This is a genomic window from Veillonella parvula (assembly GCF_040094895.1).
Lineage (GTDB): Bacteria > Bacillota > Negativicutes > Veillonellales > Veillonellaceae > Veillonella > Veillonella parvula_L.
The window spans coordinates 333,398-346,801 of sequence record NZ_JBBNGV010000003.1 but is presented as its reverse complement, the minus strand read 5'-3'; the positions used below and the strand labels follow the sequence as shown (position 1 = coordinate 346,801).

The window sequence follows — 13,404 nt, the reverse complement described above, 5'->3', positions numbered from 1 at the left end:
GCTTTATATATAAACACATATACTCTCTCTCTCCTAAGCGGGTCTATCATTAGTTCTCTCTCAACGCTATAAACTATACAGAGCCTCTATCTTTATTGGATAGAGGCTTTTTGCTGTATATAATGCTATAAGAGGAGCAATGCTGTATTAGGGAGACCTATAGCAGTATGAATCAGGCTCTATGTATGGTCCTAAAAAACTTTAATTAATCCAATTTCAACTATATATTTTATACCATATAAATTGATTTATTTCGATATAGTTGTTATACTGAAGTAAATTGATAGTGTTACTTTCACAATTAAAGAAGGGAAATATATGATTGGTTTGGGAACGGCCATTAATGTTGGCCTCATTATAGCTGGCAGCCTATGTGGCCTCGCGTTTGGTCGCTTTATGAAAGAAAATTTAAAGCAAACGCTCATGATTGTAAGCGGTATTATCGTGCTCCTCCTCGGTATGAGCGGGGCCATGCAGTATATGCTCGTCATTGTCAATGGATCTCTACAGACAACGGGTCCGCTGTTGATGATTATTAGCATGGTCGTAGGCGCCGTTATTGGCGAAATTATCGATCTTAATCATTGGATTACCGTGTTTGGTGACTGGGTGAAAGCTCGCACTGGCAATGCGGGTGATCCAAAGTTTACGCACGCCTTTATCACGGCATCTTTGACGTTTACCGTAGGTGCTATGGGTGTACTTGGTTCCATTCAAGATGGCCTTACTGGAAATTATCAGACATTACTTTTAAAAGGCATCCTCGACGGCATCATCGTTATGGTTATGGTATCCTCTATGGGAAAAGGGGCGCTATTCTCCTTTATTCCAGTAGGTATTACGCAATGGCTCATTACGGCAATGGCACATATTGCGGCGCCGTTGATGACACCTAGTGCCATCGATAACCTATCTTACGTTGGATCTATTCTGATTTTCTGCGTTGGTATCGATCTCATCTGGCCTGGTAAAGTACGTATTGCAAACCTCTTGCCAGCCATCTTCGTGGCAATGGGACTTACATTTTTGCTATAACTAGCATTATAAATAATACATAGATTTTTATAAGAGACCTATATTCTCTCAACCTTTAATATGTATTTTATACATGATACGGTCGAGGATGTAGGTCTTTTTACTTTTTAAAATTAATTTAGTTGAAGTGGGAATTAATGATAGTTTTAATTCAATTATGACGATAGGGTAAAGTGATTACATTCCGAAATAGGTGGCCAATAGAGTCATCTCAAGTGTAGGAATTAGATGATGTTTTATAGAATCTCTTTATTAAAATTATTTGTAGAATAATTTTAATTCTATGTATAGTTTTTCATCAAGTATATGTTATTGAATTATACCTGTTTAACAGGTATAATTGAAAGAGAGATTCTATGATTATCGGATTTAAGGATAAGGAAACAGAAAAAGTTTACTATCAAAGCTTTTCTAAACGCTTTTCTCCGTTTATACAAAGGTTAGCTCTTCGTAAATTACTATTGTTAGATAATGCTGAATCATTACAAGATTTACGTTGGCCACCAGGTAATCGCTTGGAGTTGTTGCAAGGAGATCGATTTGGTCAGTATAGTTTGCGGATTAATGGTCAATATAGACTGTGTTTTAAAGTGAAAGATAGTAGTAGTTTTTATGATGTAGAAATTGTAGATTATCATTAATAGAGAGGAAATTAATATGGAAAAGTTTATTCCTACACCTACCATTAGTGAAATATTAAAAGAAGAGTTTATGGATCCATTAGGACTATCTGCATATCGATTGGCTAAGGATATACATGTGCCTGTTTCACGGATTCAAGAAATATTGAATGGTACACGATCTATTTCAGCAGATACATCGTTGCGTTTAGCGAAATACTTTGATGTTTCGGAAGGGTATTTCTTGCGTTTACAGATGGATGTTGATTTGCGTACAGCAAAACTTAGTGAGGGGATGGATGAAGTATTATCCTCTATTGCACATTGTGCTTCATTAGAACCCGTAGACTGTCAATGAGAGATTGATAGTTTTCGATGTATTTGGTACAATTATCTTAAATTAGTAAGTTGTTACAACATTGAATATTGATATAAGGAGAACCTATGTTATTCGTTGAATATCCTAAATGCACAACATGCAAAAAAGCAAAGAAATTTTTAGATGATCACAACATTAAGTACACAGATCGTGATATCAAGTCCGAAAACCCTACAGCCGAGGAAATTGCTGCTTGGTATCCACAATCTGGTAAGGATTTGAAAGCATTCTTTAATACTTCTGGTATGATCTACCGTGAACAACAATTAAAGGATAAATTGCCGAACCTTAGTGAAGAAGAAAAACTAGCTTTATTAGCATCTAATGGCATGCTTGTAAAACGTCCTATCTTGGTTCTTGAAGACAAAGTACTCGTTGGATTTAAAGAAGCAGAATGGATTGAGGCGTTGAAGCTCTAATTTCATAACCTTGGTCAAAGCCCCTATCTCTAAAAGCCTCCATAGCGAGCTAAGTCATTTTTAGAGATAGGGGCTTTTCCTTTTATATGAAATTAGGATCTTCAACTAGTGCCTATTAAAATGAGCTCCATAGCGAGCTAAGTCGTTTTTAGGGACCTGTTCTTTCTACGTTTTAATAAAGAAATTAGAGCTCACAACTAGGACCTTTTAACGGCTAAGCCATTTTTAAAGATAGGGGTTTTCATTTATTAAAAAATTTGATTTGTATATTTCTTTTATGTTTTGTATAATAATTACATCATAGTAATACCCCTATGGGTATTTTAGGCGTTAGCAATATAAGTGTTAATAGTATTATTTATAGAAGTAAAAGGTATTTCCGGATTAAGTAAGGCCGGTATCTGAATTATAGAGAGGTCTATATGAAGTTTTTACAGTCTTTATCAGCGCAGGTGTCTCTGCGTACGCAGGGGGCTATTTTGGCGCTCGGCTTGTTATTTATTATATTAGATGCGCTTACGGAGCCTATGAATCCAGCTATTGATTTGGCGTGGGTAACGGTCATCATTTGTGGCTTGCCATTGCTCATCAACAGCGTGCAAAGTATTTTGAATCATTTAGAGATTCACGCTAATTTTCTAATCGTGATAGCCATGGTCGCGCTTATTGCGATTGGAGATTACCATACGGCGGCTTATGTAGGTCTCATCGTACATGGTGGCTTTTTCTTAGAGCAGCTTATTACGGGCGACGTACACTATACATTGGATGATGACATGTTGCCGACCATGCCTACACAGCTTGTAGCCTTGCGTCAGGGCATCAACAATTATTCATCCGTCATCGTTGTGGCCGTTATGTTACTTTCCATGGGTTCCTATGCATTGACACAGAACTTTATGCATACCATTACATTGCTAGTTATCCTTTGCCCATGCTCTTTGGAACTCGTTCTTGTGGCACTCATGATGGGATCCCTTGTAGATGAAAACTCTCCGACGGCGGGGCTTTCAAAAGAGGCGAAACAATGCCATTTGGGCCTACTCATCGTGTCCATTTTGTTCCACGTTGCTATCATCGGTGCTGGCGTGTTAGGATCTATTAATCCTGTAACAGCTGCTGCATTGCACGGCTTGGCGCGACTCGGTCTCGTGTATAATTTGAAAGTATTAAACGGCTCCTTGTGCGTCGCATAAAAAATTAAACTCCCCTAGTAATCCTAAGATTACTAGGGGAGTTTTGTATATACAACAGTGAGTTGCACAGTATGTATTTTACATTACGTATTATATAGTACGTAACGTATTATATAGTACGTATTATACAGTACGTATTCTATTGTTGTCCTTTGTCTCCAAGGGTGAGGAGTAGGAATACGATGGATAGGATACATGCACCAACGAGGGCAATGAAACCACCATCCCAACCGTAGAGGTCAACCATGAGACCCATGAAAGCACCAGCACCAGCAGAACCGATGAGGTAACCAAGAAGGCCTGTAAGACCAGTAGCACCACCTGTTGCTACGCGTGGTACCATGTCTGCAGCTTGAAGGCCAATCATCATAACAGGACCGTAGATGAGGAAGCCGATAGCAATGAGTGCTAAGTTATCGATGAGGACATTGCCGGCAGGGTTAAACCAGTATACAAGGATCGCTAAGATAACGAATAACATGAAGCAAATCGTAGCTGGAGCACGGCGGCCGCGGAATACGCGGTCACTTAAGTAACCACTTACAAGCATGCCTGGAATACCAGCCCATTCGTATAAGAAGTAAGCCCAACGGGAACCTTCTTTTGTGAAGCCTTTCACAGCGGTTAAATAGGTCGGTGCCCAGCTAACTACGCCGTAACGGATGAAGTATACAAAGATATTTGCAATCGCAAGATACCATAAGTATTTATTATGCAAAATATATTTGTAGAAGATTTCTTTGAAAGTACTTTTTTCTTCATTTTCTGTATGTGTATGAACTACTTCGTGTTTGTATTCTTCGATAGGAGGTAAGCCACAGGATTGAGGCGTATCTTTCAACAATACAAAGGTAATAATCGCTAACACGATAGAGATAAGGGCAGGGAAGAAGAAGATACTATGCCATGTACCGAATAGGTAGATGCCAAGCGTAGCAAGAGGAGCGATAATGCCGCCACCTAGGTTGTGGGAAACGTTCCACCAAGACCACCAAGCACCGCGTTCGGAACGGGAGAACCAAGTTACCATGTTTTTTGCATATGGAGGGTAGCCCATACCTTGGAACCAACCGTTTAATAAGGCAAGAACGCACATGATAGGAATACTGCTCATAACACCTGGTAAGGTGCCGAATAATAACATAACTAAAGCACTCAGCAATAGACCTACTGTGGAGAAGTATTTTGGGTTAGAGCGGTCAGACGCATTACCCATAACAAATTTACTTACGCCGTAAGCTACGGATAAGATGGTCATAACTATACCGAGATCCGCTTTGGTGTAGCCGTACTCAGCAATCATGTACGGAACAGCCAAACTAAAGTTTTGGCGGATCAAATAGAATGTAGCATAACCAATAAATGTACCTGCAAAGACTTCGCGACGAAGACGTTTGTAGGTGGAATCGATTTGCGCCTCTGGTAAACGTTCAATATGAGGAGCAGGAGAGAAAATCGACATCGTTACACATCCTTTCTACAACATGTCATTTGTAATAATACCATGTAGGGTATGTAGTCGACTATACTTAATTTTCTATTATAATAAATAGTTATTAGAAAATTGAATTATAGATAGTATTGATTAGGGTGAAATAGTATTGAATAGGTTGAAAATCATCAAAATATCTTCTATGTAAAAATTATTAGATTTGCAAATATATATATGAATAACTGTTCATTCATTTGCGTAATGAGGCTATGCAAGAATAATATAATCTCAATAGATCCAGTATTTACCTGTGCTTTTGATTATATATGAATATTTGTACATATTTTGTTGTTGACACAAATATACCCATAGGGGTATAACATAATCATAAGGTATACCCCTATGGGTATATAAACAATAAAAATGGTAAACAGAACGATAAATAACATGTTTGCCCTTAAGGTGTTATATACATGGACGCATGTATGTAGACCGTAATCAATGTGTACATATCATTATATAAGCTTTCACAGGAGGTAATTATGGAACGGTGGAGCAAAATAGCAGAATGGTTCGATTTGAATCGTGAAAAGATTACATTAGTAGCCGGCGGTATCGGCGTAGTATTTAGTTTATTAGGTGTTCGTTTAGGTTTGCCTTTCGACTGGGCTTGGTTCACAATAGTATTGTGTGGCCTTCCTATCGTGTGGGGCGCAGCGGTTGCCATGTACGAAGAGTTTGATGTAAAAGCAGACTTACTTGTGTCCTTGGCGCTTATTGCAGCTGTTGCTATCGGTGAAGTATTTGCGGCCGCAGAAATTGCTTTCATCATGCAACTGGGGGCCATGCTCGAAGAGTTCACCGTATCTAAAGCGCAAGCGGGTATCGAACGTCTCGTTAAATTGACGCCTACAACAGCGCGCATTGTTCGTAACGGCAAGGAAGAGGTATTGCCTGCAGATATCGTAATGGTAGGCGACGTAATCCGCGTGTTGCCAGGCGAGGTTATCCCTGTGGACGGTACGATTTTGTCTGGTGATACAGCGATTGATCAATCCGTTATGACTGGCGAGTCTATGCCGGTAGATAAAACAACGGGTGATGAAGTGTTCTCTGGTACGGTGAACCAATTCGGCGCCTTCGATATGACTGCTACCAAAGAGGGCGAAGATAGCTCTATTCAACGCATGATTAAGCTCGTTAAATCTACGGACCCAGGCAATGCGAAAATCGTTAGTCTTGCAGACCGCTGGGCTACGTGGATCGTAGTGATTGCGTTATTGGCAGCGGTTGGCACCTATGTGGTAACCGGTGAAATCATTCGTGCCGTAACTATCCTCGTTGTGTTCTGTCCTTGTGCGCTTGTATTGGCAACGCCGGCAGCGATTATGGCAGCTATTTCTAATGCGAGCCAACACGGTTTCCTCGTGCGTCGTGGCAATATTATGGAACGCTTGGCGAAGGTTGATACGATGACCTTTGATAAAACAGGTACCTTGACCTATGGTACGCCTGAGGTGACAGCCGTTGAAAGTGTGGGTTCCATGCCTACTGATGAGTTGTATCGCTTGGTGGCTTCTGTAGAAACTAAATCTGAGCATCCATTGGGCAAGGCTATCGTGAATGGCTTTACATCCCATCATGGTGAAAGCTTTGATTCGGTAGATTCCTTCCGTATGGTTCCAGGTAAAGGCTTAGAGGCGACTGTACAAGATAAAGCCGTCTTGGTTGGTAACGAAGCGATGATGACCTTGTCTAATATTTCTATTGCTGACTCTGTGAAAGAGGCTGTCCATGAGCATTTGAACCGAGGTGCATCCATTGTATATGTTGCCGTTGATGGCGTATTGGCTGGCTATGTGGCTTTGGCTGACCGTGTTCGCCGTGAAAGTCGCGCCGTAGTAGAGTCTTTAAACGATCTTGATGTAATGCCTGTTCTTTTAACAGGTGACCATGTGGCAACAGCAAAAACGATTGGTAAACGATTGAACGTATCCAATGTGATTGCAGACTGCTTGCCAGAAGACAAAATGGATACAGTGGCTCAATTACAACAAGACGGCAATATTGTAGCTATGGTTGGCGATGGTGTAAACGATGCACCAGCTCTAAAAAAATCTGATGTGGGCATCGCTATGGGCGGTGTTGGTAGCGATATCGCAGTAGAGGCAGCAGATATCGTTCTCGTAAACGACAATATTACAGAAATTCCTCATCTCGTAGCCTTATCTAAACGCATGATGACCACAATTAAGGTAAACCTTTCCTTCTCCTTGCTCTTGAACTTTGTGGCCATCATCTTGGCAATGGTTGGTACTTTATCTCCAGTGTGGGGGCCCCTTGTTCATAACGGAGGGAGCCTTCTCGTAGTTGCAAACTCTGCATTACTGTTGCGTTGGGCTTACAAATCTAATTACATAGTAGATGATGATCATTCCGTTCTCATGAACGCAGCTCGTAAACGCGTGTTTGAGGCTTAATAGTAGTTCATTATAAATATAAGTATGGAGTGTGTGTATCGATTTGATTACTAAATCGATGAGCGTTAAAAAATAATATAGTCAATAAAAAGCGCTATCTATCCCTAAGGAAACTCAAATAGAGTTGTGGGATAGATAGCGCTTTTGTATTGACCTAATTATCTTATAGGAATAGCTAAGAAACTAATAGTATCTTTAATCAATATATGTTACAGGATAGCCTTTTGCTTTGATTTCACGGCGGTTAAGACCATTTGGTAGATCTGGGTAGCCGATAGCGAGGCTAGCGTAGACTTTTTCGTCTTCGCTAAGACCTAGTTCACGCATTTTGGCTTGGATGCGTTCATTATCTTGAAGATGACGAATTTGGTTAACCCAGCAACTACCAAGGTCAAGTTCATTGCAAGCAAGCATCATGTTTTGCATAGCACATGACACGTCAGCAAAGTTGTTGGCATAACTTGGTTTACTAGCCAATACGATGAGTACAGGCGCATTATAGTGGAATACAAATTTGCCTTCGGCGGACATCTTAATGATATTCACCATGTAAGGTAAAGTATTCTCTGTAATCGGCATTTTGCCGTACTCTTCTTGAACAAGAGTTACTAATTCGTTGAGTACATCTTGGTTTGTGATAACCATGAAATGTGTTAATTGTGTGTTGCCACCAGATGGAGCACGACGACCTGCGTCGAGCACTTGATCGATGAGCTTTCTAGATAATTGATCAGCTTTAAATTTTCGCGTACTATGACGAGTTTTAATACATTCTAAGGTATTCATGTGGTCCTCCTATGACAAATGGGATTTGATATAGAGTTTCTTTTATTATACTACAAGGAAGAACCTAGAAAAGGACGTATTTTTACTAAGTTATTTATTAGGAGAGGGTCCTGTAACGAAAGGAGATTTCCTTGAAAACAGAAGTTATAACTTTCTAATCTAATATCAGATAAATTTATAAATAAAGTAACAACTTTATGGTATGATTTTTACCCATAAATTCTATAGAAGCACCTAATTCTTAACGAATAAGAAAATAAATATTAATTAATTGACAAATTTAAAAATATCTGTTCAAAGTAGGCTTTTTGCGTTGACTGTTTACCGTAAAATTGTGTACAATTAATTAGTAGATAATTGTGTGCATATGGAGGTAGAATATGGCAGAAATTGGTGTACTCGAAGGGTACAAACATAAAGAAGATGTTCCTGATTCAGAATATTTAAGATTGGAAAATCAATTGAGCTTTCCACTCTATGTAGTGGCAAAGGAAATTGTTAATGCATATCGTAGTCACTTAGATCCTTTAAATTTGACATATACTCAATACATCGTAATGATGGCATTGTGGCAATATGGTGATTTATCCGTTAAGGAATTGGGACAAGTATTGCGCCTTGATTCCGGTACATTAACACCGCTTTTAAAGAAATTAGAAGCCAAAGCATTCTTGAAACGCAAACGCAGTCGTCAAGATGAACGCGTAGTTATGGTAACCCTTACTGATACGGGCAAAGCATTACGTGATGTAGCGGTTCATATACCACGCCGCTTGGCTGAATCGTCAGGTCCTATATTTGACGTAGAAGAGACACGTCAATTGCGTATGTTGCTTAATAAATTGCTAGAAGCAATCGATAACGCAAATGCAAAAACAGCAGAGAACATGAAGGGCTAATTTGATACAACCTCATATGCATATATTCTGTAACCTTGGAAATCTAAAAATTTTATTAAAAATGTGATATACTATACATATAGCGTATTGTATTCAAGTCATGTGAGAGTATGACTGATTCGTGATTTGCCCTCGTGGCACAAAGGAGATCATTATGAATAAAAATTTATTAGGTGCATTTGTATTAGCCGGTACATTATTAGTAGGTGGTGTTGCAAACGCAGAAAACTGGAATGGGTTAGCTAACTACCCAGAGGTTCCAAATAGTGCAAATGGTACAGAAACGTATTTCTTTGATAAAGCATCTGAGTTTAAAGGTATTGATAGCAGCCGTAACCACGTATTTGGTGTTAATGTAATTAACATGCATAATAACCAATACGGGGAAGCTACATTGTTCAAATATCTTGTTAATCCAAGCTTACATACTGTATATCGTTACGCTCCAGATGGTCAAGTTTACCAAATTCAACCTGGAACAAATGAGTTCAATATGTTTATGGCTGCTTGGAAAGAAGTATACGGCACAACTTTCGAATTCCCAGCGTTATAATCTGATGGCCCGTGCCGTAATAATTACATAACTATTGCTGGTGAAAGCTCCTTTTGGGCTTTCACCAGTGTTGTTTATGGAGGTTTTTTATGTCTAAATCTGAATTTGCTCAAGCCTATACGGAGCGTATGTTCCCTGATATTGCAGCCCCAGCAGGTTATATTGATCCAGAGTTTGAAATATTGTTTGATAATTTTGCCTTTGATGAAGTCATCACCGAAGAAGGCCGTAATGTACCGGCAAAGGATCGCTTCTTAGCCATTCTCGCTACATTAGTAGGCGCCTCCGCTGTTGATGAATATGCATTAATGCTACCGGCAGGATTAAACTTTGGCCTTATTCCTGATGAAGTGGTAGAGCTCATTTATCAAGCGGTGCCCTATCTTGGCATCGGACGTGTGCGCCCATTCTTTAAGGTGACCAATAAGATTTTTGACTATCGAGGAGAGGCTATTGTTGATTCCTCTCGCAGCACTATTACTAGTGAGTCTCGTCTAGAAAAGGGCGTAGAAAAACAAGTGGAAATCTTTGGGGAGTCTATGCGCAATTCTTACCAAGAAGGGCCAGAAGATATTCGTCATATCAACAAATGGCTTGCCAATATGTTCGGCGATTACTATACGCGTAAAGGCCTTAGCGTGGCTCATCGTGAAATGATTACCTTCTGTTTCTTGGCGGCTCAAGGAGGCTGTGAGTCTCAACTCAAGGCTCATGTAGAAGGCAATTTGAACGTAGGAAACAGCAAACAATATTTGATTAATATCGCATCCCAATGCGTGCCGTATATCGGCTATCCCCGTACCTTAAATGCCCTTCGTTGCATTCAAGAGGGCTTTACCGCATGGGAAGCCAAACAATAAAGGAGTTCTATGTTTGATTTAAATCCGGTTCAGATATTAGCAAGTATTCCTGCTATTATGATCGTTTTCTCTATCTTTGGATATGCAGAGGCAAAGGTAGCAACTTGGTTTGGTGATCCAACGCCACGTCTGGCGGGACGCCTCACATTGTCACCAATGGCACACCTTGATCTAATTGGTACCATCTGTATTATTCTTGTTGGCTTTGGTTGGGCAAAACCTATGTCAATTAATCCATCTTACTTTAAAGATCCACGACGTGATATAAGCTTGCTTGCCTTTGCAGGTCCTGTGGCAGGTCTTATAGCAGGCTTTATATTCACCTTTATATATATGCTCCTTGGAAAATTAGGCCTCATGGAGTCCCAAGGTCTTGCTATGGTTATGCAATATATTATTTTATATAGTATTGGCTTATCAATTTTCTGTTTGATTCCGTTCCCACCATTGCCTGGTTTTAATATTATCTTGCCGTGGTTGCCTACAGAGTGGCAGATGAGATATTACCAATTAGGGATGCTTAATTTATTATTCTTTATCATCCTTATTAACACACCCATTATTTCCATGGTTATTCGTCCATTACAACAAACGATATTTAAAATCTACTTTGCCATTATTGGGCTCATACTATAATTATATTTTGTGAAAGTTTCTACCATAAAGATAATATCTTTATGGTAGTTTTTTATAGTTTATAGATAGATTTAACTTATCTTTACATATAATGTATTTGTAAATTTTTTTTCGTTTTTTATAGTAACAATTTTACTTTTGACTATTCTTTGGATTTTATATTAAAAACTATCGATGCAGTTCCTCAATTGTGTTATAATAAATACAGAAATCGTAAATTTTCGATATATTAATATTACAGTGTATTATTAGATACTATTGATAGAGTAAATTGATCCACTACATCGATATGTAAATTAATACACTAAATCGACACGTAAATCGATATATTAAATCGATATATTAAATTGATATATTAAATCGATACAGTATATAGATATTCAAGTGAATAAATGAGGAATTACATATGAATTTTGAAGAAAATCAAGTGCCAGAGGCGATTCTGGACAAGCTCATAAAGGTGTGCACTTGCCGTAGCATTACGCGCAAAACGATTAAAAAAGCCATTTTAGATGGTGCTCATACATTTCCACAAGTAAAAGAAGCAACTCGTGCTGGCACGGGCGCTTGCGGTGGCAAAGGCTGTGGGCCTCGTATCGTAAAGCTCTTAGCGGAAATGAAAGAGCAAGGCAAAATTTAATTTGCGAAATGTAACATACACATTTTATACATCCAAAATGTAAGATACATAGTTTACACTCCAAAATGTAAACTATAATGTTTACACAACAAAAATGAAACATATAAAGATTGTTATTTGATTCTCTCAATGGATATACCCGTTGGGTTTTCGAGTAACAATCTTTTTGTTTTGTAAGATGCATGTACTATACTGCTGCTTGTCGTGTATTGATTATGTTGGGCTCGTTTATATTTTTTGATATACTATACATATTACTTTTTAGAGATTTAAGGGAGGTATGCATGTTTCGACGTTTCGTAGCAGCCACTATGATTGGTGCATTAGCAGTCACAACGGGTTGTGGCTTACATAATCCATTTACTTCAAAAGCAGAGCCTGTGACCTATGAGTCTGTGGCACAAAGCGAGCTTTCACCAGAGCAAAAGGTGGACAAGTTAGTGGCTAATATGTCCGATGCAGACAAGGTGGGCCAATTGTTGATGATTGGCATTCACGGCAAGATGTTGAATGATGATGCTAAATTCATGCTCAACGAGTACCGCGTGGGGGGCATCATTTTGTTTGATCGAAATATGGAGTCCAAGGATCAAGTTAAAACGCTCATTGCAGATATTAATAAGGCTGGTAAAAGCGCCGGTTTAACGCCATTGTTCCTCGGCATCGACCAAGAGGGCGGTGCAGTAGCGCGCATGGATGATAAGCTCATCAAGGTTCCTCCCGCTGAGGAGGTAGGCAAAATGCCCGTTGAGCAAGCTGTATCCTTGGCAAAACAGTCTGGTGCAGAACTAAAAGACTTGGGCTTTAACATTAATTTTGCTCCTGTGGCGGACTTAGGATTAACCTATGGTCGCTCTTATAGTACGAGCCCTGATGAGGTCGTTCGCTATGCAGGGGCCGTTGGCAAGGCTTACGATGAAGCGGGCTTGTGGTATTCCTATAAGCACTTCCCAGGCATTGGTAAGACCGATGTAGACTTGCACGCAGACACAAGTATCGTTCCTGCCTCTAAAGAAACATTGCTTTCAGAGGACACAAAGGTATTTATAGACCTTATCAAACAGTCCAAACCGAATACCTATACAATCATGGTGTCTCATGCGATGTACCCACAAATTGATCCAGACCATCCAGCTAGTTTATCGAAAGCAATCATTACCGATTGGTTGCGCAAGGACATAGGCTATAATGGCGTTGTGGTAACGGACGATATGGACATGGGGGCCCTTGCAAATCACTATACTTTTGGCGATATGGCGGTACAATCCATCCTCGCCGGCAGTGATATCTTGCTCGTATGTCACGAATACGAACACATGCAAGAGGCTTATAACGGCCTTATGAAAGCCGTGAAAGACGGTCGTATCTCGAAAGAACGACTCGACGAATCGGTGAAACGGATTTTGCTTATGAAAATGAGCAAAATTTCTTAGGCTATTTAGTTTTATTAGCAGGAATTAATTAAGCGT

The 13,404-nt window shown here is 39.5% G+C and carries 14 protein-coding genes; 12 read left to right on the top strand and 2 right to left on the bottom strand.

The genetic code is table 11. The features are described from left to right. The first annotated feature begins 318 nt into the window (after positions 1 to 318). The 5 genes from AAAT26_RS07610 to AAAT26_RS07590 all read left to right on the top strand — a co-directional run bounded on the left by AAAT26_RS07610 (position 319) and on the right by AAAT26_RS07590 (position 3,649). Positions 319 to 1,035, top strand: coding sequence for a DUF554 domain-containing protein (locus tag AAAT26_RS07610; protein ID WP_008602003.1), 717 nt, complete (start codon positions 319 to 321; stop codon positions 1,033 to 1,035). A gap of 356 nt (positions 1,036 to 1,391) precedes the next feature. After that, positions 1,392 to 1,676 (top strand): type II toxin-antitoxin system RelE/ParE family toxin, encoded by a 285-nt coding sequence (locus AAAT26_RS07605; RefSeq protein WP_004694505.1) that lies wholly within the window; start codon positions 1,392 to 1,394, stop codon positions 1,674 to 1,676. 16 nt (positions 1,677 to 1,692) lie between these two features. Continuing rightward, entirely contained in the window at positions 1,693 to 2,013 is a 321-nt protein-coding gene (locus AAAT26_RS07600; RefSeq protein WP_058948305.1) for a HigA family addiction module antitoxin, read from the top strand. Positions 2,014 to 2,099: 86 nt separating this feature from the next. After that, on the top strand, positions 2,100 to 2,453 hold the full coding sequence (locus AAAT26_RS07595) for a Spx/MgsR family RNA polymerase-binding regulatory protein (RefSeq protein ID WP_005384960.1): 354 nt from the start codon (positions 2,100 to 2,102) through the stop codon (positions 2,451 to 2,453). 422 nt (positions 2,454 to 2,875) lie between these two features. Next, positions 2,876 to 3,649, top strand: coding sequence for a hypothetical protein (locus AAAT26_RS07590; protein ID WP_349209056.1), 774 nt, complete (start codon positions 2,876 to 2,878; stop codon positions 3,647 to 3,649). Between the two features lie 139 nt (positions 3,650 to 3,788). On the opposite strand, the gene pgtP is transcribed toward AAAT26_RS07590, so the two are convergent. Beyond that, on the bottom strand, positions 3,789 to 5,111 hold the full coding sequence (pgtP, locus tag AAAT26_RS07585) for a phosphoglycerate transporter protein PgtP (protein ID WP_021148764.1): 1,323 nt from the start codon (positions 5,109 to 5,111) through the stop codon (positions 3,789 to 3,791). 512 nt (positions 5,112 to 5,623) lie between these two features. On the opposite strand from pgtP, the gene AAAT26_RS07580 reads away from it, so the two are divergent. After that, positions 5,624 to 7,561, top strand: coding sequence for a heavy metal translocating P-type ATPase (locus AAAT26_RS07580; protein WP_349209055.1), 1,938 nt, complete (start codon positions 5,624 to 5,626; stop codon positions 7,559 to 7,561). Positions 7,562 to 7,756: 195 nt separating this feature from the next. Here AAAT26_RS07580 and AAAT26_RS07575 read toward each other — a convergent pair whose 3' ends face one another. Beyond that, positions 7,757 to 8,347: a nitroreductase gene (locus AAAT26_RS07575; RefSeq protein WP_349209054.1), complete on the bottom strand. Its 591-nt coding sequence runs from the start codon at positions 8,345 to 8,347 to the stop codon at positions 7,757 to 7,759. Positions 8,348 to 8,727: 380 nt separating this feature from the next. Between AAAT26_RS07575 and AAAT26_RS07570 the strand changes: the two genes are divergently transcribed. From AAAT26_RS07570 to AAAT26_RS07545, 6 genes are all read left to right on the top strand, one after another. After that, the gene (locus tag AAAT26_RS07570) at positions 8,728 to 9,246 is read left to right on the top strand and encodes a MarR family winged helix-turn-helix transcriptional regulator (RefSeq protein ID WP_004694519.1); all 519 of its coding nucleotides are present in this window, start codon (positions 8,728 to 8,730) and stop codon (positions 9,244 to 9,246) included. Positions 9,247 to 9,400: 154 nt separating this feature from the next. Continuing rightward, a complete protein-coding gene (locus tag AAAT26_RS07565) occupies positions 9,401 to 9,799 on the top strand; it encodes a hypothetical protein (RefSeq protein WP_101928874.1) in 399 nt (132 codons plus the stop codon). An 89-nt stretch (positions 9,800 to 9,888) separates the two neighbouring features. Further along, positions 9,889 to 10,659, top strand: a complete 771-nt coding sequence (locus AAAT26_RS07560; protein WP_316581177.1) for a carboxymuconolactone decarboxylase family protein — start codon at positions 9,889 to 9,891, stop codon at positions 10,657 to 10,659. Between the two features lie 9 nt (positions 10,660 to 10,668). Next, positions 10,669 to 11,295 (top strand): site-2 protease family protein, encoded by a 627-nt coding sequence (locus AAAT26_RS07555; protein WP_004698228.1) that lies wholly within the window; start codon positions 10,669 to 10,671, stop codon positions 11,293 to 11,295. A gap of 406 nt (positions 11,296 to 11,701) precedes the next feature. Then, complete coding sequence (locus tag AAAT26_RS07550) at positions 11,702 to 11,935, top strand: (2Fe-2S)-binding protein (protein WP_349209053.1); 234 nt, start codon at positions 11,702 to 11,704, stop codon at positions 11,933 to 11,935. 284 nt (positions 11,936 to 12,219) lie between these two features. Further along, positions 12,220 to 13,368: a glycoside hydrolase family 3 N-terminal domain-containing protein gene (locus AAAT26_RS07545; RefSeq protein ID WP_349209052.1), complete on the top strand. Its 1,149-nt coding sequence runs from the start codon at positions 12,220 to 12,222 to the stop codon at positions 13,366 to 13,368. Positions 13,369 to 13,404: the final 36 nt, after the last annotated feature.

Coding starts and splice junctions, on each gene's coding strand:
- AAAT26_RS07545 (WP_349209052.1), top strand. CDS start 12,220: ATGTTTCGACGTTTCGTAGCAGCCACTATGATTGGTGCATTAGCAGTC.
- AAAT26_RS07570 (WP_004694519.1), top strand. CDS start 8,728: ATGGCAGAAATTGGTGTACTCGAAGGGTACAAACATAAAGAAGATGTT.
- AAAT26_RS07610 (WP_008602003.1), top strand. CDS start 319: ATGATTGGTTTGGGAACGGCCATTAATGTTGGCCTCATTATAGCTGGC.
- AAAT26_RS07600 (WP_058948305.1), top strand. CDS start 1,693: ATGGAAAAGTTTATTCCTACACCTACCATTAGTGAAATATTAAAAGAA.
- AAAT26_RS07550 (WP_349209053.1), top strand. CDS start 11,702: ATGAATTTTGAAGAAAATCAAGTGCCAGAGGCGATTCTGGACAAGCTC.
- AAAT26_RS07605 (WP_004694505.1), top strand. CDS start 1,392: ATGATTATCGGATTTAAGGATAAGGAAACAGAAAAAGTTTACTATCAA.
- pgtP (WP_021148764.1), bottom strand. CDS start 5,111: ATGTCGATTTTCTCTCCTGCTCCTCATATTGAACGTTTACCAGAGGCG.
- AAAT26_RS07565 (WP_101928874.1), top strand. CDS start 9,401: ATGAATAAAAATTTATTAGGTGCATTTGTATTAGCCGGTACATTATTA.
- AAAT26_RS07555 (WP_004698228.1), top strand. CDS start 10,669: ATGTTTGATTTAAATCCGGTTCAGATATTAGCAAGTATTCCTGCTATT.
- AAAT26_RS07590 (WP_349209056.1), top strand. CDS start 2,876: ATGAAGTTTTTACAGTCTTTATCAGCGCAGGTGTCTCTGCGTACGCAG.
- AAAT26_RS07560 (WP_316581177.1), top strand. CDS start 9,889: ATGTCTAAATCTGAATTTGCTCAAGCCTATACGGAGCGTATGTTCCCT.
- AAAT26_RS07575 (WP_349209054.1), bottom strand. CDS start 8,347: ATGAATACCTTAGAATGTATTAAAACTCGTCATAGTACGCGAAAATTT.
- AAAT26_RS07580 (WP_349209055.1), top strand. CDS start 5,624: ATGGAACGGTGGAGCAAAATAGCAGAATGGTTCGATTTGAATCGTGAA.
- AAAT26_RS07595 (WP_005384960.1), top strand. CDS start 2,100: ATGTTATTCGTTGAATATCCTAAATGCACAACATGCAAAAAAGCAAAG.